This is a genomic window from Streptomyces sp. SID8352, from assembly GCF_009862265.1.
GTDB lineage: Bacteria > Actinomycetota > Actinomycetes > Streptomycetales > Streptomycetaceae > Streptomyces.
This window is the reverse complement of record NZ_WWGX01000104.1, coordinates 84,979-110,404: the sequence shown is the minus strand read 5'-3', so window position 1 is coordinate 110,404 and position 25,426 is coordinate 84,979. Positions and strand designations below refer to the sequence as shown.

General features: G+C 76.0%; 22 protein-coding genes. 5 read left to right on the top strand and 17 right to left on the bottom strand.

Going from position 1 to position 25,426, the window contains the following annotated elements:
* Window positions 1–730: 730 nt before the first annotated feature.
* Window positions 731–1,459: an MgtC/SapB family protein gene (locus GTY84_RS30430; protein ID WP_161229625.1), complete on the top strand. Its 729-nt coding sequence runs from the start codon at window positions 731–733 to the stop codon at window positions 1,457–1,459.
* Window positions 1,460–2,201: 742 nt separating this feature from the next.
* A complete protein-coding gene (locus GTY84_RS34355) occupies window positions 2,202–2,537 on the top strand; it encodes a DUF3040 domain-containing protein (protein ID WP_161229624.1) in 336 nt (111 codons plus the stop codon).
* 199 nt (window positions 2,538–2,736) lie between these two features.
* Here the strand turns inward: GTY84_RS34355 and GTY84_RS30420 are convergent, their stop codons facing one another.
* The 3 genes from GTY84_RS30420 to GTY84_RS30410 form a co-directional block, all read right to left on the bottom strand.
* Window positions 2,737–3,951 (bottom strand): glycosyltransferase, encoded by a 1,215-nt coding sequence (locus GTY84_RS30420; RefSeq protein ID WP_161229623.1) that lies wholly within the window; start codon window positions 3,949–3,951, stop codon window positions 2,737–2,739.
* A gap of 460 nt (window positions 3,952–4,411) precedes the next feature.
* Window positions 4,412–5,482 carry a glycosyltransferase gene (locus tag GTY84_RS30415; protein ID WP_161229622.1) on the bottom strand — a complete coding sequence of 357 codons (1,071 nt, stop codon included), beginning with the start codon at window positions 5,480–5,482 and terminating at the stop codon, window positions 4,412–4,414.
* Complete coding sequence (locus GTY84_RS30410) at window positions 5,479–5,709, bottom strand: hypothetical protein (RefSeq protein ID WP_161229621.1); 231 nt, start codon at window positions 5,707–5,709, stop codon at window positions 5,479–5,481. The genes GTY84_RS30415 and GTY84_RS30410 overlap by 4 nt, the downstream gene beginning before the upstream one ends.
* A gap of 431 nt (window positions 5,710–6,140) precedes the next feature.
* Between GTY84_RS30410 and GTY84_RS30405 the strand changes: the two genes are divergently transcribed.
* Complete coding sequence (locus tag GTY84_RS30405) at window positions 6,141–6,926, top strand: polysaccharide deacetylase family protein (protein WP_161229620.1); 786 nt, start codon at window positions 6,141–6,143, stop codon at window positions 6,924–6,926.
* Here the strand turns inward: GTY84_RS30405 and GTY84_RS30400 are convergent.
* Window positions 6,917–7,681 carry a hypothetical protein gene (locus tag GTY84_RS30400; protein ID WP_237532804.1) on the bottom strand — a complete coding sequence of 255 codons (765 nt, stop codon included), beginning with the start codon at window positions 7,679–7,681 and terminating at the stop codon, window positions 6,917–6,919. The genes GTY84_RS30405 and GTY84_RS30400 overlap by 10 nt on opposite strands.
* A gap of 252 nt (window positions 7,682–7,933) precedes the next feature.
* Here GTY84_RS30400 and GTY84_RS30395 point away from each other — a divergent pair, with 252 nt between their 5' ends.
* Complete coding sequence (locus tag GTY84_RS30395; RefSeq protein ID WP_161229619.1) at window positions 7,934–8,947, top strand: LuxR family transcriptional regulator; 1,014 nt, start codon at window positions 7,934–7,936, stop codon at window positions 8,945–8,947.
* A 128-nt stretch (window positions 8,948–9,075) separates the two neighbouring features.
* Here GTY84_RS30395 and GTY84_RS30390 read toward each other — a convergent pair whose 3' ends face one another.
* The 9 genes from GTY84_RS30390 to GTY84_RS30355 form a co-directional block, all read right to left on the bottom strand.
* Window positions 9,076–10,545 carry an NAD(P)/FAD-dependent oxidoreductase gene (locus GTY84_RS30390; protein ID WP_345943573.1) on the bottom strand — a complete coding sequence of 490 codons (1,470 nt, stop codon included), beginning with the start codon at window positions 10,543–10,545 and terminating at the stop codon, window positions 9,076–9,078.
* Complete coding sequence (locus GTY84_RS30385) at window positions 10,542–12,578, bottom strand: ABC transporter ATP-binding protein (protein ID WP_161229618.1); 2,037 nt, start codon at window positions 12,576–12,578, stop codon at window positions 10,542–10,544. The genes GTY84_RS30390 and GTY84_RS30385 overlap by 4 nt, the downstream gene beginning before the upstream one ends.
* On the bottom strand, window positions 12,575–13,378 hold the full coding sequence (locus tag GTY84_RS30380) for a class I SAM-dependent methyltransferase (RefSeq protein ID WP_161229617.1): 804 nt from the start codon (window positions 13,376–13,378) through the stop codon (window positions 12,575–12,577). Before GTY84_RS30380 ends, GTY84_RS30385 begins: the two co-directional genes overlap by 4 nt.
* Window positions 13,375–13,983 carry a hypothetical protein gene (locus tag GTY84_RS30375; RefSeq protein ID WP_161229616.1) on the bottom strand — a complete coding sequence of 203 codons (609 nt, stop codon included), beginning with the start codon at window positions 13,981–13,983 and terminating at the stop codon, window positions 13,375–13,377. Before GTY84_RS30375 ends, GTY84_RS30380 begins: the two co-directional genes overlap by 4 nt.
* On the bottom strand, window positions 13,980–15,938 hold the full coding sequence (locus tag GTY84_RS30370) for an alpha/beta fold hydrolase (RefSeq protein ID WP_237532803.1): 1,959 nt from the start codon (window positions 15,936–15,938) through the stop codon (window positions 13,980–13,982). The genes GTY84_RS30375 and GTY84_RS30370 overlap by 4 nt, the downstream gene beginning before the upstream one ends.
* A 571-nt stretch (window positions 15,939–16,509) precedes the next feature.
* Window positions 16,510–16,704 (bottom strand): hypothetical protein, encoded by a 195-nt coding sequence (locus GTY84_RS30365; protein ID WP_202552155.1) that lies wholly within the window; start codon window positions 16,702–16,704, stop codon window positions 16,510–16,512.
* A gap of 63 nt (window positions 16,705–16,767) precedes the next feature.
* Complete coding sequence (locus tag GTY84_RS30360; RefSeq protein WP_161229614.1) at window positions 16,768–16,971, bottom strand: hypothetical protein; 204 nt, start codon at window positions 16,969–16,971, stop codon at window positions 16,768–16,770.
* A gap of 56 nt (window positions 16,972–17,027) precedes the next feature.
* Window positions 17,028–17,201 carry a hypothetical protein gene (locus GTY84_RS33230; protein ID WP_202552153.1) on the bottom strand — a complete coding sequence of 58 codons (174 nt, stop codon included), beginning with the start codon at window positions 17,199–17,201 and terminating at the stop codon, window positions 17,028–17,030.
* Between the two features lie 297 nt (window positions 17,202–17,498).
* On the bottom strand, window positions 17,499–17,702 hold the full coding sequence (locus tag GTY84_RS30355) for a hypothetical protein (RefSeq protein WP_161229613.1): 204 nt from the start codon (window positions 17,700–17,702) through the stop codon (window positions 17,499–17,501).
* A gap of 625 nt (window positions 17,703–18,327) precedes the next feature.
* Between GTY84_RS30355 and GTY84_RS30350 the strand changes: the two genes are divergently transcribed.
* On the top strand, window positions 18,328–18,846 hold the full coding sequence (locus GTY84_RS30350; protein WP_161229612.1) for a hypothetical protein: 519 nt from the start codon (window positions 18,328–18,330) through the stop codon (window positions 18,844–18,846).
* Window positions 18,847–19,400: 554 nt separating this feature from the next.
* Here the strand turns inward: GTY84_RS30350 and GTY84_RS30340 are convergent.
* From GTY84_RS30340 to GTY84_RS30325, 4 genes are all read right to left on the bottom strand, one after another.
* On the bottom strand, window positions 19,401–20,690 hold the full coding sequence (locus tag GTY84_RS30340) for an XdhC/CoxI family protein (protein WP_161229610.1): 1,290 nt from the start codon (window positions 20,688–20,690) through the stop codon (window positions 19,401–19,403).
* Between the two features lie 167 nt (window positions 20,691–20,857).
* On the bottom strand, window positions 20,858–23,323 hold the full coding sequence (locus tag GTY84_RS30335; RefSeq protein ID WP_161229609.1) for a molybdopterin cofactor-binding domain-containing protein: 2,466 nt from the start codon (window positions 23,321–23,323) through the stop codon (window positions 20,858–20,860).
* Window positions 23,320–24,096 carry a (2Fe-2S)-binding protein gene (locus tag GTY84_RS30330; RefSeq protein WP_161229608.1) on the bottom strand — a complete coding sequence of 259 codons (777 nt, stop codon included), beginning with the start codon at window positions 24,094–24,096 and terminating at the stop codon, window positions 23,320–23,322. The genes GTY84_RS30335 and GTY84_RS30330 overlap by 4 nt, the downstream gene beginning before the upstream one ends.
* Window positions 24,096–24,986, bottom strand: a complete 891-nt coding sequence (locus GTY84_RS30325; RefSeq protein ID WP_161229607.1) for an FAD binding domain-containing protein — start codon at window positions 24,984–24,986, stop codon at window positions 24,096–24,098. Before GTY84_RS30325 ends, GTY84_RS30330 begins: the two co-directional genes overlap by 1 nt.
* Between the last annotated feature and the right edge of the window lie 440 nt (window positions 24,987–25,426).

Here is a 25,426-nt window from a genome sequence, read left to right as displayed (position 1 = left end):
CGAGGACCGGTTCCGTCCTCCGCCCGACGGGCGTCCGCGGGGCGCCGCCGCACCCGGCACGGCGGCGCAACGGGGCTCCGGAGGAGTCGGGTTCGAGGGCTCCCGCGAGCGTGGCCCGGACCCGGGCGGGTATGTGGGGCGAGTGGCCACGGGGCCACGGGGCCACGGGGCCACGGGGCCACGGGGACCGGTGGGCTCCGGTCCGGGTCGGCGCGGGAGCCGGGAACCCCGGGGCCGAAGGCATCGGCCCTCCTGCGACCGGCGCCCGCGCGAACGGGGGCGTCGCGCCCGGGGGTTCCTCGGGTCCGGGGCCCCTGCTCGGGGCGCGGCGCCTCGGCCGCAGTGTCCGGGCCACCGCCCGAAGCGCGGCCTCGGCGCCTCCGCGCCCGAAGCCCGGCCTCGGGTGCTCGGCGCTCGGCGGCCTCCGCGCTCGGGTCGCGGTGCCCGGAGCCCGCGCGCCCCGGGTCACCGTGCACGGGGCCAACGGCGCCGAGGCCGGTGGCCGACGTCCCCACGGCCGGAGCGGGCGGCCCGCGCTTCGGCCGTGGCCGGAGGGGGACTTGATCCGCCGTGCCCGGCACCTCGGCGCCCGGCCCTCCGGGGCGACGGTGCCTCGGGGCACGAGGGCCCCCGTGGTGACGCGGCGCGAACCGACACGTGCGGTCCGTGTCCGCGCGGAACCGCCGCCGGAGCGGGCGGCGAGGTGTAGAACGGGCCAGGGAGGTGCCGGATGCGGGAACTTGCGGTGTCGCTGTGGGACATCGGTGAGGGCCAGGGAGTGCGCCAGCTCGCCGAACTGGGGCTGGCCCTGCTGCTGTCCAGCCTGATCGGGCTGGAGCGGGAGGCGCAGCAGAAGAGCGCCGGGCTGCGGACGCACACCCTGGTCGGGGTGGCCAGCGCGCTGATGATGGAGATCTCCCAGCACGGCTTCGCCAGTGTGCTGGGCATGGACCACGTCGCCCTCGACCCGTCCCGGGTGGCGGCGCAGGTCGTCTCCGGCATCGGCTTCATCGGCGGTGGTCTGATCTTCGTACGGCGTGATGCGGTGCGGGGGTTGACGACCGCCGCGACGATCTGGCTGACCTGCGCGGTCGGCATGGCGTGCGGGGGCGGGCTGCCCGTCCTTGCCCTGGCCACCACGGCGCTGCACTTCGTCGTGGTGCGCGGGTATCCGCCGCTGGTGTCCCGCCTGGTCAAGGACGCGGCGGCGCGCACCGTCGAACTGCGTCTGACGTACGTCGCGGGGCGGGCGCTGCTGCCGCGGCTGATGGAGGTGTGCACCGGGCGCGGCTTCCGCATCCTGCGGGTGACCGCCGAGCAGCTCCCGGGGCGCACGGACCCGGCGGCCAGGGTACTGCTGCGACTGGAGGGCACCGAGGACCCGGTGGCCCTGACCTCCGACCTGTTCCTGATGGAGGGGGTGCTGGACGCCGATGTGAACGTGGAGGCGACGGAGTAGCCCTCCCGCACCGTCCGTCCGGGACGGGGCCGGGGGCGCGGTCGGGTCGGACCCGGGGCCCGGTGCATGGACGGGCGGCGGGGCCGGAGGGGGGCATCCAGGCCGGAGGGTCTGGAGACAAGAGGGACCGGAGCCGGACTGGCCGTCCCGGAGCCGGAGCCGAGGCCCGAGGCGGACGCCGGAGGCGGGACGGGCCGTCCGGGAACCAGAGCCGAGGCCCGAGCCGGAGCCGGAGGCAGGGGCGAGGAGCCCGGTCCCGCAGTGAGGCCGGAGGACAGGAAGCCGGACCGGAGAAGCCGAGCCCCAGACCGGACGGGCCGTCCCGAAGCCGAGGCCCGAGCCAGACAGGAAGCCGGAAGGAGAACCGGAAGGAGAAGCCGAGGCCGGAGTCGAACAAAGAATGTCCGAAGGCCGCGGTGAGGAGTCGGGGCCGGCGGTGATTGCCTGCCGGAGTCGGGAAGCCAGGCCGGAGAAGCCTGGGCCGAAGCCGAGCCGGAGCCGGACGGAGGAGCCGGTGCCGACGTGCGGACCGGGACCGGGGCGGGTGAGCACCGGCGCACGGGGGCGGGCGAGCACAGACGCGAGGCAGGCGGGCACGGGCGCAGGGCGGGCACAGGCGCAGGGAGCTGGGGCAGGCGCAGGGAGCTGGGGCAGGCGTGACGGTGCGGGTCGGTGTCGGCCGATTGGGGCGGCGCAGGCGTGGCACTCGGTGCGCATCGGTCCTCGACCGGGAGGAACCATCGTGACCACCGGCCGGCTGCCCGAGCACGAGCAGCGCATCCTCGACGAGATGGAACGGGCCCTGCGCCACGACCGCCGACTCGACCGGCGGCTGCGCACCCTGCGCCTGAGCCGTCTTCCCGACCCGGCACGGCTGGCGGCGTACCGTCCGCACACCCTGACGGTGCTGCTGCTCCTCGCCCTGTCGGTCGTCCTGCTGGTCACCGGCGCCGTCACCGCGGCGTCGGGCGTCCTCTGGGCCTTCGCCGCCGTGGGGCCGCTGACGCTGTTCGCGGCGCTCCGGCTGGCCCGGCGCCGGGACCAGCGCTCCGACCCCCCGGTGCGCCCCCGACGCTGACCCGGCCGGGGCGCTGACCGGGGCGTGCGCCGTACCGGAGCCGGGCCGCACGCCGTACCCCGACGCGGCCCCCTGCCGACGCGGCCCCCTGCCTTGCGGCAGGGGGCCGCGTCGGGGTAGGCCGCCCGACCGGTCCGGCCGGGCGGCCCGCTCCACTCGGTGGTCCGAGGGCGCTTCCGAGGACCTGGGGGCCACCGGATCAGGCCCCCTCCTGTACCTGGGCGTGCTCCGCGAGGGCGAGGCGGTAGACCCGCTCGGTGCCCTCGACCACGTCGTGCCAGGTGTAGTGCTTGAGGACGCGGTCGCGGCCCGCCCTGCCGTAGCGGTCGCGCAGTTCCGCGTCGGCGAGCAGCTCGCGGGCCGCGGCGGCGACGGCGTCCGGGTTCCTCGGGGGGACGAGGCGGCCGGTGACGCCGTCGGCGACGGAGTCGCGATGGCCGCCGACATCGGTGGCCAGCACCGGCACGGCGCACGCCATGGCCTCCAGCGGCACCATGCCGAACGGCTCGTAGACCGGTGTGCACAGCACCACGTCGGCGCTGCCCAGCAGGGCCGGCATGTCGTCCGGTGCCACCGAGCCGAGCAGGGTGACCCGGTCGCCGACCCCGAGGCGGCGGGCCAGGGCGGTCAGGCGCCGGGCCTCCCGGTCGGTGCCGAGCCGCTCGGCCGGGGGGCCGCCCGCGATGAGGAGTTCGGCGTCGGGGATCCCCGCGAGGGCGCGGACGGCGTGGTCGAACCCCTTGCGGGCGACGAGCCGTCCGCAGGCGAGCAGCCGGTACCGTCGGCCGCGCGGGGGAACGCCGGTGCCCAGGGCGCCGGGGCGGAACTGCCCGGCGTCGACGCCGCAGGAGACCACCGAGATCCGGCGGGTCGGCACGCCCAGGTCGCCGAGTTCGAGGACCTCGTCGGTGCAGGTGGCCAGGACACGGCAGGCGCGGGCGAGCCGCCGCTCCACGGCGACGCGTTCGGCCGGGCTGGTGTCCCGCTTGCCCTGGTGGCGCCGCTTGACGCTGCCGAGGGCGTGGAAGGTCTGCACGAGCGGCAACTCCTGCGGTCCGGTGGCGATCTGGGCCGCCATGCCGGACATCCAGTAGTGCGCGTGCACCACGTCGGGCCGCCGGCGGCTCCACGCGCGGGCCAGGGCGGCGCCGAACGTCGGTATGTAGGGGGACAGTTCGTCCCGGGGCACGGGCTCGGCCGGACCCGCGGGCACATGCTCGACGACGGCGCCGCCGGGCAGCGGCACCCGGTCGGGCAGGTCCAGCGAGTCACGGCGGGTGTAGACCGTGACGTCGTGGCCGCGTTTGGCCAACTGCTCGGTGAGGCGGGCCACATGGACGTTCTGTCCGGCGGCGTCGACCCCGCCGAGCGCGGCGAGGGGGCTCGCGTGCTCGGACACCATGGCGATCCTCATCGGGTCACCTCCTTCGGCAGCCGCTCCCGGTCGTCCGGGAAGCGGGTCAGCCCGTAGCGGGACGGGGCGGTCGCGGGGGCCTCGCCGACGGCAGGCCGCGCGGGCGGCGCGGCGTCGGGGAGGCCCCCAGCGGGTGCGGTCGGTGCGACGGCGCGGTCGGGGACCGCTCCGGCACGGGGACCGACGGGCGGAGTGGGCACCGGGTGCGGTGCGGCGGGGGCTTTGCGGCCGGGCGCGGGCGGGCGGTCGCGCGGGGACGGCCCCCGCCCGCCGCGCCGGGGGGATGATCCCCCCGGTGGGCCGGGCACGGCAGGGGCCGCGGCGGCGTCCCCCCGAGGACCGTGGGCTTTCGGGGCACCCGCGTGGAGGGCGTCGGCCGCTCCCGCGGCGCCGGGCGTTCCGCGCGGACGGCGGCGGTCCGGGGCCGTGCCCCGGGGCGGGAACGGGCCCCCGGCCGGGGTCACGGCGCCACCTCCCGCCAGGCGCGGGCGGCACGGTGGCGCCACTCGCCCCGCAGCCGGTGCCAGGTGGCGAGCGGCGGGATGGCGACGCTGGTCAGGACCACCGTGGTGACCTCGCCCGGGGTGCGCGGCCCGGGGGCGACGCGCTCCCGGGCGAACGCGGCGGTGCCGGAGGCCCAGCAGAGCCCCGCCGCGGCGGCGGCCCGGCGGCGGCCCGCCACCGCGAGGACGAGGGCGAGCGCCCCGGCGGCGGTGACGGCGGCGTGGCGGCGGATCCGGCTCCGGGGGGCGACCGCCTTCGCCCACCAGTCGGGCCCGTGCAGACGGCGCATCAGTGCGTCGTCCGCGTGGGCCCGCTGCTCGGCGAGGGAGACCCAGCGGGAGGCGGGGCGCACCGGGTGGCGGGTGGTGCGGCGGCCCCGCCGGATGCGCCAGCCCGCGCCCAGGACGCGCAGGGCGAGGTCGGCGTCCTCCCGGAAGGCGCGGGTGAAGCGTTCGTCGAAGCCGTCGACCCGTTCGAGCGCCTCGGTGCGGTAGACCATGTCGGCGGCGCTCCAGGGAGCACGGGCGAGCCCGGCGAGGCCGCGTTCCCGGTCGGTGGGCCGGCGCCCCCCGGGCAGCGGCACGGCGATCACGCCCCGGACCCCGGCGGTGTCGGGGTCCGCCTCGGCGAGGTCCCGCGCCAACTGGTCGTACCAGTACGGGCCGACCTGGACGTCGTCGTCGAGGAAGGCGGTCCACGGCGCGGTGACCGCCCGGAAGCCGGCGTTGCGGGCGCCGGCGGGTCCCCGTCCGCCGCTGCGCAGCACCAGGGTGCGGTCCCAGAGGTCACCGAGGACGCTCAGCGGGTGGTCCAGGGCGTCCGCCGCCGCTCCCGGTCCGGGTGCGGCGCCGCCCCGGTGGTCGCCGGGCACGGCGGTGTCCCACTCGGGCGGCCGGTCGTCGACGATGACGATCTCGTCCGGGACGGGTCCGTGCGCGGCGGCGAGCGCGGCCAGGCAGTCGACCAGGGTGTCGCGCACGAGGGTGGGGATGACGACGGCGTATCCGATGCCCCCTGTCCCGGTCACGCGGGCCCCCGCTCCCGGCGGCCCCGTGCCCGGTCCGGCCCGCCCTCCACGGGCCCGGCCGGGCGGGCGGAAGGCAGCGGCCCGGCGCCGGAGCGGGGATCGCGCAGCACACGGGCCGATCGACCACCGGTGGGTCGGCCGGTGCCGGACCGGCCGGTGCCGTCGGAGCGGCCCGTGCCGTCGTGGATCGTGGTCAGGAGGTCGGTACCGAGGATGCGCATGCGCATGGAGGTGCTCCGTCCCGGGCGGCCCGGGGGCCGTGGGTTCCGGCGCCACGAGCCGGGGCTCTGCGGACCTGGGGGCTCTGCGGATCTGGCGATCCGGGGTGCGGGCGGCGGGGGTGCGGGCAGGGACCGGGGCTCGGGCGGGGACTCGGGGCCGGACTGGCCGGCGTCGGGGCTCCGCACGCGCCCCGGCTCGATTCCTGCGGGTGCCGCACCGCCGGGGCCTCAAACCCGGCAACCCGTTCCGCTCCGGCGAGCCACGTCCGCGTCGCCCCCGACGGTGGTTCCCGGCCCCGTACGAACACTGGCCGGATGCGCGCCCCGGACCGATCCCCTCCGACCGCCGACAGGCCGCCCACCTGGCATCCCTTTCACTCGACCCCGTTGAGGGGGGTGACTGAAAGTCGTCTATACGCTCAACGTACAGTCCCCGCATGCTTTCGCTGACCAAGAAGAGGAAAGAAGCTCGGACGAGGTTGCCCGGGACCGTGGTGGCCGCCGCGGCCACCGCCCTGGCCCTCGCGCTGAGCGGTTGCACCCGGCTGGAAACCACCTCTCCCGGCGCCGTCCGCGACTCCGCGGGCACCCGGGACCCGGCGCCCTTCGGCGCCGCGGACTGCCGGCAGGCCAAGTGCATAGCCCTGACCTTCGACGCCGGACCGAGCGGCAACTCCGCCCGGCTCCTGGACGTCCTCGCGGAGAAGCGGGTCCCCGCGACCTTCTTCCTGCTCGGCGCGCGGCACATCGACACCCGTCCCGAGCTGGTGCGGCGGATGGCGGCCGAGGGCCACGAGGTGGCGAGCCACACCTGGACCCACCGGATACTCACCGACGCCGCACCGGAGGAGATACGCGAGGAACTGGAGCGCACCAACAAGGCGATCGTGCGCCTGACCGGCCGCCGCCCCACGCTGATGCGCCCGCCCCAGGGCCGCACCGACGACACCGTCCACGCCGTCTCCCGGGACCTGGGCCTGTCCGAGGTGCTGTGGACGGTGACCGCCAAGGACTACCGGACCACCGACCCCGGCCTGATCACCGAGCGCGTCCTCGACCAGGCGTCACGGGACGGGATCATCCTGCTGCACGACATCTACGACGGCACCGTGCCCGCCGTGCCCGGCATCATCGACGCCCTCACCGCCCGCGGCTACACCTTCGTGACGGTGCCGCAGCTCCTGGCCCCCGGCAGGGCCCGGCCGGGCGAGGTCTACCGCTGAGGCACCCGGCCCGGGCCGCCGACGGGCCCCGCCGTCCTCCGCTCCCGTCGTCCCGGCGCCCGCCGCTCCTCCGCTCCCGCCGTCCCGGTGTCCGCCGCGCCCCTCACCGAGCGCTCCGCTCCCCAGTGAGCCCGCCGCCCACCAGGTCCAGCCCGTGCCGGAGCAGCGGTTCCACACCCCTCATGGTGCGTTCGGTGACGTGCTGGGTGTTCATCAGGCCGATGATCCGGCCTCCGGTCGTCCCGGACGAGCTGGAAGCCGGCGGGGTCGTCGACGAGCCAGCGCTCCACCATGCGCCCGGTCCAGCGGACGTCCGGCCCGCCGTGCCGGGCCCGCCGGTGCATCAGGGCGCCGATGGCGTCGGCGTCGTCCGGGGCGGCTGAGTGAATCACGTCCCGGGTCACGCTGACGGGGAACATGGTCTCGCGGACGGCGTCGTCGTCGGCCAGGGCCGTGACCCCCTCGGCGAGACGGCTGCGGCGGCGGGCGGCGGGCTCGGCGGCCGGCGACTCCTTGCGGTGGGCCGGCGCCCGGGGCCGCAGCCGCAGCGGCTCCAGCGCGGACAGGACGGGGCCGGCGTCGGCGCCGTCCACGACCAGCGGGCCCGCGGTGTCCTCGGCCGGCGCGGCCGGCAGCCGCTCCACCGCGCCGGGCCGGGCGAGGTCCAGGAGGGTCGCGGGCCGCAGCCCGGCGGCGAGCCGGGACTTGCCGCTGCCGAGCGGGCCGGTGAGATTGGCCAGTTCGCGGCTTGCCATCACCTCCCGCGGGGAATCGGGCGTGGCTCGTACCGGCGGCGCGGCCGCGGGGGCCTCGGCCATCGGACCTCCAGTATCACTTCGGTGCACGACCTCCCGTCACAGCGATCCGCGTCCTATCATTCAAGTGCTCACGTCAGAGGAACGTCCCTGGTACCAGCCGGTCGTGAGACCGCGTTGAGACCTCGCGCACCGTCTCCCCGGGCAAACTTGTGCTCCGTCGTCCCGCCGGACTCGTACAAGGGGAGGGTCATGGGGACCCACACGATGTCGCCACTCGGTCTGAGCAGCACCGAGGAGGCGGTGTACCGATTTTTCCTGCGGAATCCGGGCGCCGCCGTCCGTGACGCGCGGACCGTCTCACCGATGGACGGGGAGGGCGTCGACCGGGCCGCGGCGCGGCTGCGCGACCGGGGGCTGCTGCACGGGAGCGAGGCGCGGACCTGGGCCACCGACCCCGGGGTGGTCGTGGCGCGGCTGACGGAGGAGCAACTGGACTCCGCCTACCGGACGTTGCGTCGTCTCGCCGACCCGCGGCCGATCCTGCGCTCCCTGCGGCGCGACGCGCCCGCCCCCTCCTTCGCGGGCGGCGGTGCCGTCCACGCGGGGGCCGCGGTCGCCCTGGACCGGCTGGAGGACCTGGGGCAGACCCTCGCCCGGATCGACCGGGCGGCCTTCCACGCGGACGCCGAGATCCTGGCGGCCGTGCCCAACCGGGCCCTGGCTCCGCTGAGCACCACCCACACCCTCTCCCTCGGTCTGCGCTGCCTGCGGCGCGGTGTCCGGGTGCGGGTCCTCGTGGGGACGGAGGCGCCGACCTCCGCGACCGGCGCGGACCATCTCCGGCGGCTGCGCTCCGACGGCGCGGAGGTCAGGGTCGCGGACGGGCTCTCGGAACTGATGCTCGTCTACGACCGGCGCACGGCGCTGGTCCCCGTGGACGCGCACGACATCGGCCGGGGCGTGCTGTGCATCGAGGAGAGCGGCCCGGTGAGCAGTCTCGTCACCCTCTTCGAACGGCTGTGTGCGGCGGCGACGGACCTCACCGACCACCCCGCCGCGAAGCCGGGCACGGACAGCCTCACCGGGACCCAGCGCACGGTGCTGCTCCTGATGTGCACCGCCACCAAGGACGAGGCGGGCGCCCGGGAGGCGGGCATGTCGCTGCGCACCTACCGGCGCCATGTCTCGGACCTGCTGGCCCTGTTGGGCGCGTGCAGCCGGGCCCAGGCCGCGCTGCTGGCCCGCGAGCGCGGCTGGGTGTGACCCCGGCGCCGCCACCAGCGCGCCGGGGCCGGGGCCGGACGGCACCGGCCGGACCGGGGCCGCCGGGGCTCCGGTGCCGGTCGGTGCCGGAGCCGTGGCCCGGACGCTCCCCTGCGGCGTCCGGGCCGTCATGCGGCCGGGGCTTCCGCGCCGACCGGGCCGAGCGCGGGCAGTGGCCGGCCGAACTCGCGGCGCAGCACCGAACGGGCCGCGAGCAGGCCGCACATGCCGTGCACCCCCGGCCCGGGCGGGGTGGCCGCGGAGCAGAGGTAGACGCCGGCCAGCGGGGTCCGGTAAGGGTCCCACCGGGGGACGGGCCGGAACACGGTCTGCCGCAGGCCGATCGCCCCGGTCGCGATGTCGCCGCCGACGTAGTTGGGGTTGTAGGCGGCGTAGTCCCTTCCGGACAGCCCGCGTTGGGCGACGATGGTGTCGGTGAAGCCCGGCGCGTACCGCTCAATGGCCGCGCGGATCACGGGCAGCGGGTCGCGGGAGCTGCCGTGCGGCAGATGGGCGTACGCCCACACCGGGCGGCGCCCGGCCACCTCGCGCCCCGGGTCGGTCACGGCCGGGTCGACGACCAGGACGAACGGTGAATCGCCGTCCCTGCCCCGGGCGTTGGCGGTCTCCTGGCGGAAGATCTCGGGGGCCGTGCCGCCCAGGTGCACGGTGCCCGCGCGGCCGGTCCCCGGGGCCGCCCAGGGGATCGGTCCGGAGACCAGGAAGTCCGCCTTGCCCGCGGCCGGACCGTACCGGTACCGGGACAGCCACCGGGCGTAGCCGGACGGCAGGGCGCCCCCGGCGAGGTCGGGCAGCGCGGTCGGCGCGGTGTCCAGCAGGACGGCCCGCGCCCCGGCCAGTTCCCGCAGGTCGGTGATCTCCCGTCCGGTGTGCAGTTCCCCTCCGTGGGCCCGGATGTCGTCGGCCATGGCCTCGGCGATGCGGCGGCTGCCGCCGCGCGGCAGCGGCCAGCCGGGGCCGTGGGCCAACTGGGCCAGCAGCAGCCCGACCCCGGCGCCGGGCAGTGAGGGCAGCGGGCCGACGACGTGCGCGGCGGCCCCGGCGAGCAGCGCGGGCGCCTCCTCGCCGCGGAAGGTGCGGGGGCCGAGCCGGGTCCCGTGGACGAGGACCCGGCTCAGTACTGCGGGTGCGGCGCGCAGCCCCCGGAGGCCGCGCAGATCGGACAGCAGCAGGTCGACCATGGCGTCGCTGTGCCTCAGCAGCGGTTCCATCAGCCGCCGCCAGCGCGGCCCGTCCGGGCCCAGGCCCGCGCAGGTGGCGTCCAGGTCGTGGTGGGCGAGGGCCGCCCGGCCGCCTTCCAGCGGATGGGCGTAGCTGACGTCGGGCCGCAGCATCCGCACGCCGCGTTCGGCGAGGCCGAACTCCCGGAAGAACGGCGAGGCCACCGCCATGGGGTGGACGGCCGCGCAGATGTCGTGCACCACCTCGGAGTCGAACAGGGCGGCGCCGCGCAGTCCCCCGCCGATCGTGTCGGCGGCCTCGTACACGGCGACGCGCAGTCCGGCGCGGGCCAGGGTGACCGCGGCGGCCAGCCCGTTCGGCCCGCTGCCCACGACCGCCGCGTCCACCGTGCTCACCGGACGGACCCCGCGGCCGGGACGGGCTCGGGGCCGGGGACCGGGCCGGAGTCCGGCACCGCCGCCGGGTCCGCGTCCGGGCCCGCCTCCGGGCCCGCCTCCGGGCCCGCCGGGGCCGCCGGGGCCGCCGGGGCCGCCGGGGCCGCCGGGGCCGCCGGGGCCGCCGGGGCCGCCGGGCCCTCATCCGGGGCCGCGTCCGGCGCGGGGTGTCCGCCGACGGGGCCGTCGGCGAACTGGGCGGTGGCCAGCCGCCGGTAGAGGGCGTCGTTGTCGAGGAGTTCGGTGTGCGTGCCCACGGCGCGCACCCGGCCCTCGTCCAGGACCACGATCCGGTCGGCCTCCGCCACCGTGGAGATCCGGTGGGCGATGGCGACGACGGCGCACCGCCCGGCGATGCCCCGCAGGCTGTCGCGCAGCGCCGACTCGGCGTCGGAGTCCAGGTGCGCGGTGGCCTCGTCGAGCAGGATCACGGCGGGCTTCTGGAGCAAGGCCCTGGCCACGCAGAGCCGTTGCCGCTGTCCGCCGGAGAGTCCGGTGCCCTGGTCGCCGAGCAGGGTGTCGAGGCCGTCCGGCAGCTCGGCCACCACCTCGGTGAGACCGGCGAGTTCGACGGCCTCGGCGATCTCCGCCTCGGTGGCGTCGGGCGCGGCGTACACGATGTTCTCGCGGAGGGTTCCGCGCATCGCGGCGTTGTCCTGCTGGACGTAGCCGACCCGGCCGCGGATCTCGGCGGACGGGAGGCGGGCGATGTCCCTGCCGTCGAGGAGGACCGCGCCGCCCCCGGGCCGGTAGAACCGCTCGATGAGCTGGAAGACGGTGGTCTTGCCCGCGCCGGAGGCGCCCACCAGGGCGGTGAGCCCGTGGGCGGGGACGGTGAACGACACGCCTTCCAGCACCGGCCGGTCGCCGTAGCCGAAGGAGACGTCGCGGAACTCCACCGCGGGGTGGCCGCCCTGCGGGGCCCGAGGGGCGGCCGGATCTCCCTCGGGGCCCCCGGCCGGAGTGTCGGCGGGGCTGTCGGCGGAGCCGACGGGGTCCGCGGTGCCGTCCGGGTGGTCGTCCTCCTGCGGCAGGGTGTCGAGTTCGTCCACGCGCTGGACGGCCGCCCGGCCCTGGAGGTAGGTGCCGATCGAGAGGAAGACCAGGACCAGCGGCGACACCAGGTAGAACAGGTACATCGTGAACGCCGAGAAGTCGGCCAGGCTGATGGAGCCGCCGACGACGCGGGCCATGCCGATGCCCATCACGGCGGCGAGCGACGCCTGGAGACCGACGTTCAGGGCGGGTGTGAACAGGGCGTTCAGCACGGTGACCCGGTTGCCGGAGGCGCGGGCGCGGTCGGCGGACTCCGCCAGGCGGCGCTGCTCGCGGCCCTCGGCGTTGGCGGCCTTCACCGTCGTCAGGGCGGCGAGCACGCGCTGCAGGTCGGCGCCGAAATCGCCGGTGTCCTCCCGGTTGGCCAGGGCGGCCCGGCGCAGCGCGCGGGCCAGCCACACCGACCCGGTCCCGGCGACGCCGAGGCATCCCACGGCGACCAGCAGCAGCCAGATGTCGGTGAACGCCATCATCACCACGGCGCCGACCACGATCAGTCCGTTGAGGACGATCTGGGCGAGGCTCTGGGTGAGCGCGATCTTCATCAGGGAGGTGTCCGCGACCAGCCGGGTGTGCAGGTCGCCCTGGCGCCGGGAGTCGAGGTGCGCGAGGTCGGCCCGGAGCACCTTGCCCGAGAGCAGGACCCGGGCGTCGCGGACGATGTTCTCCCCCGCCCTGCCGATGAGGCAGCCCTGGGCCGCGGAGAACACGGCGTCCAGCAGGAACAGCACGACCAGCGCCACGACGACCCAGACCACCGGACGGTGCTCCCCGGCGGTCCTGATCAGGTCGGCCAGCAGCACCGGCTGCGCCAGGGTGCACACCACGCCCAGCAGTCCGAGGCCGGTGCCCCCGAGCAGCAGCCGCCACTGACCGCGCGTCAGGTTCCGCACGGCGCCGCCGGCGGGGCCCTCGGCGGGCGCTCCGGCGCGGGTCATGACCGCTCCTCAGCGGAGTCGGCGCGGCGATAGCGGCTGATGTGCACGCCGCTCGCCTCGGGCAGGAACGGGCCGCCCGCCCAGTCGCCCTGCCGGGACACCAGGACGAGACCGGCGTCGGCGGCGTAGGAGTCGACGTCCTCGGCCGTGGTGAGCCGGGTGATCTCGGTGCCGATGCTCACCCGGCCGCCCTCGTGCACCAGGTGCGAGGCGTGCCAGAGGCCGCCGGGGATCAGGGTGGAGTAGGTCTGCACGCCGGTGCCCGGTTCGGGGTAGGGGATGAAGAAGGAGGTGCGGGCGAGCCCCTCGTGCAGGGCGGTCACGAAGCCGGGGTTGTGGGTCTCCACCACGAGGGTGCCACCGGGTGCCAGGAGCCGGGCGGCGCGCGCGACGGCCGCCCGCTGCTCCTCCGGGTCGCAGACCAGGGAGAGGGTCGCGCAGATGCAGTAGACCAGGCCGTACCGGGAGTCGTCGGCGTAGGTGCGGATGTCGCCGTGCACCGGGGTGACCGGGGCGCCGGTGGCCTCGACGGTCTCGCACAGGCGCTGGAGCATCTCCGGGGAGGAGTCCACGCCGACGACCTCACCGGTGAGCCGGGCGAGCGGGACGGCGATGCGTCCTGTTCCCACGCCGAGTTCGAGGGTGCCCCCGCCGGGGTGCCACGAGGCGAGGACCTCGGCGGTGCGCTCGGCGGAGCCGTCGGGGGGCAGCAGGCGGTCGTAGAAGTCGGCGAACGCCCTTCCGTAGCCGATGTCCTGGACCTCGGGATCGGTGGCCACGGAGGGGGCGGCGGTGCTCATACGGTCTCGCTTTCTCGTGCCGGTGCCGCGGTCTCGCGCATCGGGGTGTAGGGGGAGAGGAAGATGATCTCGGGCTCCTCGGCCTCGTCGTAGCCCGAGCTCCGGATCAGGGCGAACTGGAAGCCCTTGACGTCCGGGGTGCCGGACCGCCCGATCTCCTCGCGGAAGAACCTGCGCAGGATGCGGAAGGAGGGCAGGGTCACGGCCACCTCGAACCCGCGGTCGAGGACCCGCAGGATCTCGCTGCCCAGGTCGTACACCGCCTTCTCGCTGCGCCGTTCGGGGAACCAGAGGAACTGGCGGGCGCGGCGGCCCTGGATGACCTCCAGCGCGGTCCAGTCGGAGGTCTCGCCCGCCTCGTCGAGGGTGCGGTAGTAGAACTGGAAGTCGTGCTGGGCCGGGGTCGGGGCGAAGAAGCGCCAGTTGGGGAAGACGCTGGAGAGCGGGTCGAGCCGCTGGACCCGGTCGAAGACCGGGTTCGGGTGCTGGCTGCAGACGACACCGAGGAAGGTCAGGCCTGCCACGAGGCGGACCTTGCCGTCCGTGCCGCCGAAGGCGCGGGTCAGCAGCGAGCCCGTGGCGCGCGGGAGACGGGGAGTGCTCATCGGTTCTCCTCCTCGGACGCCGCGCTCCGGCCGGACGGCCGCGGCCCGGTCGGGGGTCCGGGCCGGGCACCCGGCTCCCGCCCGGCGGTGTCGGCCAGGAAGGCCAGCAGGTGGCGGAGCGTCTCGGCGGCGTACTGGGGGTCCGTGAGGATGCCGTCGTGGTCGGCGCCCTCGATGACGACGTTCCGGACGGTCCGGTCCTCGCTGTGGGCGTCGGCGAGGTCCTGGTGCATCAGCAGGTGCTGGGGGTCGCGGTCCACGGTCCGCTGGGCGGAGAGCACCAGGGCGTGGGTGTCCAGGGCGTCGAGCGGCCCGGTGAAGGAGGGGAAGTCCTGCTCGACGCCCTTCCACTCGCGCACCGCGGCGGTCCACACGCGGGAGTCCGCGAATTCCGTCCTGACCTTGTCCCGCACCGGTTCGGGCAGGTTGACGACCGACTCGGGCGTCTGCATCAGCGCCCCGAACCCCAGCCGCAGGCTGATGGCCATGCTGCGCAGGCCCTCGCCGATCCGCGGCGCGGTCGCGCCCTGCTGCGCCGACCGGTTGAGCTGCCCGGGGTGCGAACTGTCCACGTACACGACGGAGTTCACCCGGGAGCCCAGCCTGACCGCCGCACGGCGGGAGATCTCGCCGCCCAGGGAGTGGCCCATCAGCACCACCTGGCGCCCCTCGGGGACCGCCGCGTCCACCAGGTCGACCAGGTCGTCGACGGACTCCTCCAGCGTGTACCCCCCGACCGCGCGGCGCCGGCTGGCGCCGTAGCCGGCCCTGTTGTACAGCAGCCACTGCCGCTCCCCGCCGCCGAGGGCGCGGACGATCCAGGCGAAGTACGCGGGACAGGCGCCCAGTCCGTGGACGAAGACCACCACCGGGTCCGTGCTCCGGCCGTCGAGGGTGCTCTGCACGCTCAGTTCGTTGCCGTGCCGGGTGGTGACGACGGTGCCGCCGTACGGGGCGTCGGTGACGCGCAGCCGCCGGGCCAGCGCGACCGTCCCCAGCACGGCCGCGCCGCCCGCCGCCAGCAGGGCGACCGCGGCGGGCATCGTGTCGTCGCGGCCCGCCACGGCGGGGTGGCTGCGCGGCGCGCTGGTGTAGGCGACCATCGGGTGCATCGCGGCGAAGGCCGGAAGGAATCTGCCGAGGCCCATGACGTAGCCGTTGGCCACGTGGAAGAGGACGGCTCCGCTCAGCACCGGGCGGGTCAGCCGGCCGCCCTTCAGGTAGAGCACCGGGAACAGGCACTCCAGGCCCAGCACACCGTAGACGACGGCGCGCGCCGAGCGCGGATAGCGCCGGGTCAGCTTCCAGACCCCCTCGTGTCCGTACGTCCTGGTCCGCATCACGCCCGCCAGCGCGGCCCCAGACCGCCATTCGGGACCGAGCAGCTTGACCCAGCCGGAGATCAGGTAGGACAGGTTCCCCTGGAGCGCGACGTACCAGATCAGGGCGTCCTGGGTGCGGGACGAGGGGGCCAGCCTGGCCAGCCCGGTCACCGTCTGCACCATGGTGGACGCCTGGTCGGACCCGTCGGTGCCGTAGCGCTCGCCCGGGTAGAGCAACGCCCCGCTGACGCCGAGGTAGAGGGTGGCGGCCCCACGCCACCGGCCGTTGCCGGGCAGCATGAGGGCCGCGCTCGCGGCCACCCGCCCGGCGTGCAGCGCCCGGTTGCTCCGCTCGTCGGAGGCCAGGTCCAGCAGCTTGCGGAAGGGCCTGCCGTAACGGGCGTACGCGTCGCGGGAGATGGCCCATTCGTTCAGCCGGCTCGACTGGTGCTCCCGGCGGCGCGCGAGGTGCTCGACGCTGGACAGCAGGGAGGTCGCCGCGGCGAGCCGCTCGGAGGCGCCCATGGCCTGCTCGCGGGAGAGGGCGACGGGGCCTTGCAGGGCGGACAGGACGGCGCGCAGCGTCGGCCGCTGTCTGCGGGGTCCACTCGGTCGGGTGGGGCGTGAGGGCATGGACGGGGCCTTCCGTGCTGGGACGAGCGGGGTGGGGCCGCCGGTGGGGGGCGGGCGTCGGAGGGCGGACGGGGGGACGGGGCCGGACGGGGGTGTCGGAGGGTGAGGGGTTCGGAGGGTCGGGGGGTGCGGAGGGCCGGGGTGCGGAGAGAGTGGCGGGCGGCTTCCGGGCCCGTCCGGAGTCCCACGCGCCGCGCGGGCCGTGCGGGGTGCTGTCCGGGGTCGTACGTGGTTCGTGCGCGACGGGTCCTGACGGGCCGGGCCCCGACGAGGCCCTTGCCGTGCGGGTCGTGCGGGGTCCGTCCGCGCCGGGGCCGGGTCGGGGCCGGGCCGGGAGTCCCGGGCGTGGTGGTGGCACGGACGGGCGACCGCCCTGGAGGCGCTCGTCCCCATGTCACCCACGCGCCGTCGCTCCCGGCCGGCCCCGGCACGGTGGCCGTGGCTCCCCTCCGCGGCCGGGGGCGACGGGCCTACCGTCCGGCGACGGTGGCGCCGGAGCGGCCCACCGGGCCTCGGGACGCCGCCGTGTTCACGGGGCTCCCCCACCGGGGACGGGGACGGCCCGAGGGGCTCACATCGGGAGCTTGGTGTTGCTGCCGCTGTAGTTGTAACCGGCGACGAACGCGTTCACCAGGGCGACACCGATGGCCGCCCCGGCCACTACCGCGGGGGTCGCGGCGACCGGCGCGAAGGCCGACAGCGCCCGGCCCGCGTCGGACTCGGACAGACTCCCGGCGGCGCGCAGGGCGGCCGGTGTCGAGGACATGTTCACAGGATTCTCCTCACTGGAGTGATGGGACGAAACGGTCGGATCCCGGGGGACCCGCGACTACATCGGGAGTCTGGTGTCGCTCCCGGCCGCACGACCGGCCATGTAGCCGGCCACGAACCCGGCGCCCGCGACGCCCAGGGCGGTGATGGCGACGACCGGGGTGGCCGCGACCGGCGTGAGGGTCGGCAGCGCCACACCGGGGTCGGACTCGGTCAGGACACCGGTCTCGGTCAGGACGGCCGGAGCCAGGGACATGCTCATGGAACTCTCCTACTGGTGATGGGTTCGGGCGACCCGTGCCGGGCGCCCGTCGGTACCTACTGCGGGAGCCGCGTGGTGCTGCCGGTGAGGCAGACCGCGAAGCTGACGCCGGCCGTCATGGTGAACGAGACGGAGGCGACCGGAACGCTGTCGAGCGGCGTCCGACCGGGGTCGGACTCGGTCAGGGCACCGGTCTCCGACAGGGCGGCCGGAACCGAAGGCGTACTCAAGGGCTTCTCCTTGCTGGTTGGGGGATGGTGGAACGGCGCCGGTGGGCGACACCGACGGCCCGGCCCCCGGTGCGGCGGGCCGGGCGGCGCCGGCCGTGCGCATGCCGGTCACCGGGGCGGCGTTCGCGTCGCGGCACCGCCGTGGGTCCGGCGACCGGCATGCGCACCCCCGGACGGAACACGGTTCCGGCGGGGGCGGGTCCGCACGGGCCGCCCGCCCCCGTGAGGGCGGGCGGACACCGGGCACGCGCACCGGACGTCTCCCCGAGCCGCGGTGGGACGACGGGGTGCCGTCGCCTACATCGGGAGCCGGGTGTTGCTTCCGCAGGCGAACTCGCGGGCGGCCACGCCGGCCGCGAAGGCGATCACCACGGCACCCGCGACGGTCACGACGGCCGGGGTCGCGGCGACCGGGGACGCGTCCCCGAACATCTGGCCACCGGCGCTCTCGTCGAGCGGGGCGATGCCCCTGGTCCAACCGGGCTGTCTCAATTCGGGCATGACTCTCCTTCATGGCGGGCCGCCACCGGGGCGCCCTCATCCAGGCGCGCGCGAGCGCACCCGGGCCCCGACACCCCGCGTGAACAGGCGTTCTGCGATGCGCTCCACACGATGCCGAGACCTCGACGGAAAGGGAAGATCACGCCACTGGCATGAGGATGCGGACTCCGAGGCAACATCCTGCGGTTACGGGCACGGGGGTATCCGGAGCGGAGCGGTTCCGGTAACCCAGCCTGAAACGCGGCGCGTTGGAAGGACATTGCGGAATGCGGCGGTGAACGGGACGCGGAGGCGGGGATGTCGGCATTCGGCCGGTTCGCCCGCCAACGGGGGGCGCCGGAGCGGGGGGCTCGGTCGACCTGCGGTGTTCCGCCGCCCCGGAGGCACGTTCCGCCGCCCGGGAGGCACGACCTCGCGAGGCCGCCCGGCCGGATCGGGCCGGACGGGTTGTCCACCACGGGATGGTGCCGGAAGCCAGGGGCGGGGCGGGACGGCTCGGGCCGGGCCGGGCCGCATGAGGTCTCCGGTCCGCCCCGTCGTCCCTGCCCGCCCCCACGGCAGCGCCCCGCCCCGGCCGGGGCGGGAGTATGGTCACCCCTGATCAGCAAGGGGAGGGGAAGGGTTCGTGAGGATCTCTCGTGCGGGGGTGGCGCTGCTGATGGTGACCGGCCTCGCCGCCTGTTCGTCGGAGAAGGCCGCGGAACCGGCGCCCAGTGGTTCGAGCGCGGAGGCACCGAAGGCTCTCACCCGCGAACAGGGTGCCGAGAAGTACACGGAGATCGTTTCTCCGTACAACAGGGCCCTTGGGAAGTGCATGGCCAAGTACAACCCGGTCTGGGATTCCCAGTTGGTGAGTTCGGCCGACCTTCCGGAGATCAGGTCGGCTTGCAGGGAGATGCCGGAGGCGAACCGTGAGTTCGTCGCGCGGCTTGAGGAGACACCGTGGCCCGCGGAGGTCCGGAAGGCGGTCGGTCAGCTGGTGGACGAACTCCGGGCGGACCAACTCGCCTGGCACGGGCTGGCGGACGTCCAAGGACCCATGGACGTCTTCCAGCCGAAGTACCCGCTCCACGAGGACGGTCCCGCCGCCGGCCTGGTGCGCGCCCATCTCGGGTTGCCCGGGATCGGAGCGCTGGATCAGTAGGGCCCGGCCGTTTCCCGTCGCCCCGCCCCGCGGCCCCGCTCTCCGGAGGCGACGGAGCGGCCCGGAAGCCGGGCCGCCCTCTGACATCCCGGGTCAGCCTTGCGGCGAACCCCGTGCGTACCGGGCCCTCAGTAGTCGATCTGACCGTGTGGGTGAGAACGTCGGCGAGCAGGCCGCCGATGCCCTCGCGTCCCGGCAACCGGGCGGCCATGATCCGGTCCACACGGTCCGGTGACACGGGGGATCATGGCGCGGGGCACCTGCACGACGACGGAGGCCGCCGCCTCCCGCTCGGCCCGCACGATCGCCGCGTAGGGGGGGAGGTGGAGTACACCACCAGGTCGCCCGCCCCGAGCGGTGCCTCGCGCCGGTTCTGGACGATGGTCTGCCGGCCGCGGAGGATGAGCCCCACGGCGTACGTCTCGGGGTCGGACCGACGGATCAGCCGGGGCGCCCGCCCCGGTCTCCTCCACGGTCCTCCGCGAGCGTCAGCACGCCACGGGCACCCGCGGGAAGGTCCGCCGCGGAGGACGGGATCACCCCGGCGGGCGGGATCACCCCGGCGGGTGGCCGTGCCCGGCCCCGGCCCCCACCTCGGACCCGCCCCCGTCCCGAGCCCCGCTCCCGCTCGCCGTCCCCCCGTCGTGGTGGATGGGGGTGCAGGCACCGGTCAGGGGCGTGCCGTTGCCGCCGTTGCGGGCGGCGACGATCTCGGCGGCGATGGACAGGGCCGTCTCCTCGGGGGTGCGGGCGCCCAGGTCGAGGCCGATGGGGGATCTGAGGCGGGCCAGTTCCCGTTCGCCGACGCCGGCCTCGCGCAGCCGGGCCGTGCGGTCCAGATGCGTGCGGCGCGAGCCCATCGCCCCGACGTACGCCACCGGCAGGCGCAGCGCGAGGCGCAGCAGGGGGACGTCGAACCTGGCGTCGTGGGTGAGGACGCACAGGACGGTACGGGCGTCGACGGCGGTCCGGGCGAGGTACTCGTGGGGCCATGCGACGACGACCTCGTCGGCGTCGGGGAAACGGGCCCGGGTCGCGAAGACGGGGCGGGCGTCGCAGACCGTGACGTGGTGGCCGAGGAAGCGGCCGACGCGGACCAGGGCCGAGGCGAAGTCGACCGCGCCGAAGACGATCAGACGGGGGGCGGGTACCGAGGACTCGACCAGGAGGGTGAGCGGTGCTCCGCAACGAGAGCCCTGCTCTCCGATGTGCAGGGTGCCGGTGCGGCCGGCGTCCAGGAAGGCGCGGGCCTCCGCGGCGACGGTCCGGTCCAGCTCGGGCCGGCCGCCGAGTCCGCCGTGGCGGGGGCCGGGGGGACCGCCGCCCGCACCGCGCCCCGGGCCACCCGGCGGACCGCTCCCCGCCGCCCCGCGAGCCGGCCCGTCGCCCCGGCCCTCCGCCGAGCCCGCCCGTACGGCCAGCGCGCGCCCCATCAGCGCGGCGGGTCCCTCCACGACCCGGGCCAGGGCCACCGCCTCGCCCCGCGCGGCGGCGGCGAGGGCGGCGGTCACGGTCGGCCGTGCCGGGTCGGTGGCGCGTACCGGGGTGACCAGGACGTCGATGACGCCGCCGCAGGTCAGGCCCACGGCGAAGGGGTCGTCGTCACTGTGGCGGAAGCGTTCGAGGACGGTGGTGCCGTCCCGGAGCGTCTGTCGGCACAGTTCGTACACGGCGCCCTCCACACAGCCGCCGGAGACGGAGCCGATCACCTCGCCGTCGGTGTCCACCGCGAGGGCGGCGCCGGGACCGCGGGGCGCGCTGCCGCTGACGGCCACGACGGTGGCCACGGCGAAGTCGCGGCCCCGTTCGGCCCACCGGTGCAGTTCTGCGGCGATGTCCAGCATGTGTCGGCCTCCTCGCGGCGGTCGGGGTCCGGGTTCCCGGTGGGGCGCCCGGTGCACGTCGAGCCGGCGTCCGATCGGAACGGACCGGACGGGCGCCGTCCCTCCGGGCCCAGTGGCGGGTTGCGTGGCCCCGGGCCCCGGCCGCCTCCACCGCTGCCACCCCGGGCTCACCCCGTCCCGGTCAGATGCTGCGGCCGTACCGGTGTCCGGTTCAGCGCCAGCCCCGTGGCGGCGCGGACGGCGGCGAGGACCGCGGGGGTGGAGGACAGGGTGGGGGCCTCGCCGGCGCCGCGCAGCCCGTACGGGGCGTGGTGGTCGGCGAGTTCGAGGAGGTCGACGGGGAGGGGCGGGGTGTCGAGGATGGTGGGGATCAGGTAGTCCGTGAAGGAGGGGTTGCGGACCTTCGCGGTGGCCGGGTCGACGACGATCTCCTCCATGACGGCCATGCCGAGGCCCTGGACGGTGCCGCCCTGGATCTGGCCGACGACGGAGAGCGGGTTCAGGGCCTTGCCGACGTCCTGGGCGCAGGCGAGTTCGACGACCTTGACGAGGCCCAGTTCGGTGTCGACCTCGACGACGGCGCGGTGGGCGGCGAAGGAGTACTGGACGTGGCCGCGGCCCTGTCCGGTGCGCCGGTCGAAGGGCTGGGTCGGCCGGTGCCGCCACTCGTCCTCGGCCTCGACGGCGAGGTCACCCAGGACGTCCGCGAGGAGGGCGAGGACCTCGCCGCCGTCGGTGACGACCCGGCCGTCCTCCAGGCGGAGCCGGTCGGTGGCCCAGGCCGGGTGGGCGTCGCCGAAGCGGCGGCGCCCCAGCTCCAGGACCTTCTCTCGGACGAGCCCGCAGACGTGCCGGACGGCGCCGCCGGTGACGTAGGTCTGCCGGGAGGCGGAGGTCGAACCGGCGCTGCCCACACGGGTGTCGGCGGGCTGGACGGTGACCCGGGAGACGCCGAGTTCGGTCCGGGCGATCTGGCCCTGGACGGTGACGCCGCCCTGGCCGACCTCCGCCATGGCGGTGTGCACGGAGGCGACGGGTTCGCCGCCGACGACCTCCAGGCGGACGCGGGCGGTGGAGTAGTCGTCGAAGCCCTCGGAGAAGCCGACGTTCTTGATGCCGACGGCATAGCCGACGCCGCGCACGATTCCCTCGCCGTGGGTGGTGTTGGACAGCCCGCCGGGCAGGTGGCGGATGTCGGTGCCGTCGGTGGACTCCCACTGGCGTTCCGGCGGCAGGGGCATCTCCTTGACGCGGCGCAGGAGTTCGGCGACGGGTGCCGGGGAGTCGACGGGCTGGCCGGTGGGCATGAGGGTGCCCTGTTCCATGGCGTTGAGGCGGCGGAACTCGACCGGGTCCATGCCGAGTTCGGCGGCGAGCCGGTCCATCTGGGCCTCGTAGGCGAAGCACGCCTGGACGGCGCCGAAGCCGCGCATGGCGCCGCAGGGCGGGTTGTTGGTGTAGAGGGCGACGGCCTCGATGTCGACGTGGTCGACGGCGTAGGGCCCGGCGGAGAGGGAGGCGGCGTTGCCGACGACGGCCGGGGAGGCGGAGGCGTAGGCGCCGCCGTCCAGCACGATCCGGCACCTCATGTGGGTGAGCCGGCCGTCGCGGGTGGCTCCGTGCTCGTAGTGGAGCCGGGCGGGGTGGCGGTGGACGTGGCCGAAGAAGGACTCGAAGCGGTTGTAGACCATCTTGACGGGCCGCCCGGTGCGCAGGGCGAGCAGACAGGCGTGGATCTGCATGGACAGGTCCTCGCGTCCGCCGAAGGCGCCGCCGACCCCGGCCAGGGTCATGCGCACCTTCTCCTCGGGCAGGCCGAGGACGGGGGCGATCTGGCGGCGGTCGGAGTGCAGCCACTGGGTGGCGATGTGGAGGTCGACGCCACCGTCGTCGCCGGGGACGGCGAGGCCGGACTCGGGGCCGAGGAACGCCTGGTCCTGCATGGCGAAGTGGTAGTCGCCGGTGACGATCACGTCGGCGCGCCGGGCGGCGGCGTCGGCGTCGCCGCGCACGACGGGCTGGCGGTGGACGATGTTGGGATGCGGGACGTGGGGGGCGTGGTGGTCGTCGCGGTGCTCGTGGACGAGGGGGGCGCCGGGGGCGGTGGCGGTGGCCTCGTCGGTGACGACGGGCAGCTCCCGGTACTCCACCCTGATCCTGGCGGCGGCGCGGCGGGCGGTCTCGGGGTGGTCGGCGGCGACGATGGCGACGGGTTCGCCGTGGTGGCGGACCCTGCCGTGGGCGAGGACGGGGGTGTCGCGGATCTCCAGGCCGTAGTGGCGCACGGCGGTGGGCAGGTCGTCGTGGGTCATGACGGCGTGCACGCCGGGGAGGGCGAGGGCCGCGGAGACGTCGATGGCGAGGATCTCGGCATGGGCGCTGGTGGAGCGCAGGATCTGGCCCCAGAGCATGTCCTCGTGCCAGAGGTCGGAGGCGTAGGCGAACTCGCCGGTGACCTTGAGGACGCCGTCCGGGCGGAGGACGGACTCGCCGACGCCGCCCGGGGTGACCCGGCCCGGGGCGGCCGTGGCGGGGGTGCCGCGGGCGGGGAGGGACGTGCCGTGGGCGGCGGGGGTGCCCGGGGAGGCGGCGGGGGTGTCCTGCGGGGTGGCCGGGGTGCCGTGGGGGGTCATGGCCGGGTCCTCTCCGACTGGCGGGCGGCGGCGAGGCGGACCGCGTCCATGATCTTCTCGTAGCCGGTGCAGCGGCAGAGGTTGCCGGAGAGCGCCTCGCGGATGTCGGCGTCGGTCGGGTCGGGGTGGCGTTCCAGCATCTCGTCGGCGGCGACCAGCAGTCCGGGGGTGCAGAAGCCGCACTGGACGGCTCCGGCGTCGAGGAACGCCTGCTGGACGGGGGCGAGCCGGCCGCCCCCGGCGGGGTACGGGCCGGGGTCGCCGGGTGCCGTGCCGCCGGACCCGCCGCCGTCCGGGCCCCGGCCCTCCGGCCGCCCTCCCCCGTCCGGCCCCGTGCCGCCGGGTGCCGTGCCGCCGGGCCCCGTGCCGCCGGGTGCCGTGCGGTCCGGCCCCCCGGCCCGCCACCCGCGGGCCTCGTCCAGCGAGGTCCCGGCGGCCTTCCCGCCGTCGGCCTTCCCGTGAACGGCCCCGTCCCCGAGGGGCTCCCCCGCCCCGGACCCCCCGTCGGCGGCGCGGGAGCGGGCCTCGGCGAGGGCGGCGAGCCCCTCGACGGTGACGACGTCGCGGTCCTGGGCCTGGCCCGCGGCGACCAGGCAGGCGCAGACCGGGACGCCGTCCAGACGGACCGTGCAGGATCCGCATTCGCCCTGCTCGCAGGCGTTCTTGGAGCCGGGCAGGCCGAACCGCTCGCGCAGGACGTGGAGCAGGGACTCCCCCTCCCAGACGTCGTCGGCCTCCTGGGGCCGCCCGTTGACGGTGAGGCGGACGCGCATCAGAGGGCTCCCTCGGTGGTGGGACGGGCGCCGCGGTACGACTCCCAGGCCCAGGTGAGTGTGCGGCGGGCCATGACGCCGACCGCGTGCCGGCGGTAGGCGGCGGTGCCGCGGACGTCATCGATCGGGGCGCAGGCGGCGGCGCACAGCTCGGCGAACCGCCGGACGGCGGAGGGGGCGAGGGGCCCGCGGCCGTCCCAGAGGCCGTCCTCGTCGAGGGCGGCGCCGAGGAACTCCTCGGCGGCCCCGGCCCGCACGGGGGTGGGGGCGGCGGAGCCGATGCCGGTGCGGACGGTGCGGGTGACGGGGTGGAGGGCGACGCCGAAGGCGCAGACGGCGATGACCATGGCGTTGCGGGTGCCGACCTTGGAGAACTGCTGCGGTCCGTCCGCCCGGCGCACATGGACGGCGCGGATCAGCTCGTCGGGCTCCAGGGCGTTGCGTTTGACGCCGGTGTAGAAGGCGTCGATGGGGATCATGCGGGTGCCGCGCACGGACCCGGCCTCCACCTCGGCGCCGGCCGCGAGCAGCGCGGGGTGGGCGTCGCCGGCCGGGGAGGCGGTGCCGAGGTTGCCGCCGACGCCGCCGCGGTTGCGGATCTGCGGGGAGGCGACGGTGTGCGAGGCGAGCGCGAGGCCCGGCAGCTCGGTGCGCAGCTCCTCGATGATCCGGGTGTACGGAACGGCGGCGCCGAGCCGCACGCTCTCCGCGCCGACCTCCCATTCGGCGAGGTCCGCGACCCGGTTGAGGTCCATCAGGTACGCGGGTCTGCGGTGGTCGAAGTTGATCTCGACCATGACGTCGGTGCCGCCCGCGATCGGTACGGCGTCGGGGTGCTCGGCCTTGGCGGCGAGCGCCTCCTCCCAGCTCGCGGGACGAAGGAAGTCCATGGACGGCTCTCTCCAGGTCGTCGTGGGGCGTACGGACGCGTGGGGGCGTACGGACGGGCGGGGCGTACCGGACGGGCGGGGCGTACCGGACGTCGTGCGGACGGGACTCGCGGGACCGAGCGGAACGGGGCGGGGCGGGCGTCGTGCGGACGGAGCGGAACGGGCGGGCCGGACGGGCGGGACGGGCGTCGTGCGGACGGGGCGGAACGGGCGGGCCGGGCAGGGCAGGGGCGCCGGTGCGGCCCGCCGGGACCGGTGTGCGCGGCGAGTGCGCTCAGTAGACCCTTCCCGCTCAGCGGCTGTCAGTCGCAGATCCCCCGAAGGGTTTGGCTGGCCAGGGCAGGCATCTTGTAGATTCGTATGAACGGAGGTCCCCGTGGCCTCCTCGCTTTTCTCCGGGAACAGGCGTCACGGCCGGGTGCCCCGGAGCACTTCGACAC

Bases quoted from the DNA above. Each gene is read 5' to 3' on its own strand.
- GTY84_RS30430 (WP_161229625.1), top strand. From the start codon at position 731: ATGCGGGAACTTGCGGTGTCGCTGTGGGACATCGGTGAGGGCCAGGGA.
- GTY84_RS30420 (WP_161229623.1), bottom strand. From the start codon at position 3,951: ATGAGGATCGCCATGGTGTCCGAGCACGCGAGCCCCCTCGCCGCGCTC.
- GTY84_RS30410 (WP_161229621.1), bottom strand. From the start codon at position 5,709: ATGCGCATGCGCATCCTCGGTACCGACCTCCTGACCACGATCCACGAC.
- GTY84_RS30405 (WP_161229620.1), top strand. From the start codon at position 6,141: ATGCTTTCGCTGACCAAGAAGAGGAAAGAAGCTCGGACGAGGTTGCCC.
- GTY84_RS30400 (WP_237532804.1), bottom strand. From the start codon at position 7,681: ATGGCAAGCCGCGAACTGGCCAATCTCACCGGCCCGCTCGGCAGCGGC.
- GTY84_RS30395 (WP_161229619.1), top strand. From the start codon at position 7,934: ATGGGGACCCACACGATGTCGCCACTCGGTCTGAGCAGCACCGAGGAG.
- GTY84_RS30385 (WP_161229618.1), bottom strand. From the start codon at position 12,578: ATGACCCGCGCCGGAGCGCCCGCCGAGGGCCCCGCCGGCGGCGCCGTG.
- GTY84_RS30380 (WP_161229617.1), bottom strand. From the start codon at position 13,378: ATGAGCACCGCCGCCCCCTCCGTGGCCACCGATCCCGAGGTCCAGGAC.
- GTY84_RS30375 (WP_161229616.1), bottom strand. From the start codon at position 13,983: ATGAGCACTCCCCGTCTCCCGCGCGCCACGGGCTCGCTGCTGACCCGC.
- GTY84_RS30370 (WP_237532803.1), bottom strand. From the start codon at position 15,938: ATGCCCTCACGCCCCACCCGACCGAGTGGACCCCGCAGACAGCGGCCG.
- GTY84_RS30365 (WP_202552155.1), bottom strand. From the start codon at position 16,704: ATGTCCTCGACACCGGCCGCCCTGCGCGCCGCCGGGAGTCTGTCCGAG.
- GTY84_RS30360 (WP_161229614.1), bottom strand. From the start codon at position 16,971: ATGAGCATGTCCCTGGCTCCGGCCGTCCTGACCGAGACCGGTGTCCTG.
- GTY84_RS30355 (WP_161229613.1), bottom strand. From the start codon at position 17,702: ATGCCCGAATTGAGACAGCCCGGTTGGACCAGGGGCATCGCCCCGCTC.
- GTY84_RS30340 (WP_161229610.1), bottom strand. From the start codon at position 20,690: ATGCTGGACATCGCCGCAGAACTGCACCGGTGGGCCGAACGGGGCCGC.
- GTY84_RS30335 (WP_161229609.1), bottom strand. From the start codon at position 23,323: ATGACCCCCCACGGCACCCCGGCCACCCCGCAGGACACCCCCGCCGCC.
- GTY84_RS30330 (WP_161229608.1), bottom strand. From the start codon at position 24,096: ATGCGCGTCCGCCTCACCGTCAACGGGCGGCCCCAGGAGGCCGACGAC.
- GTY84_RS30325 (WP_161229607.1), bottom strand. From the start codon at position 24,986: ATGGACTTCCTTCGTCCCGCGAGCTGGGAGGAGGCGCTCGCCGCCAAG.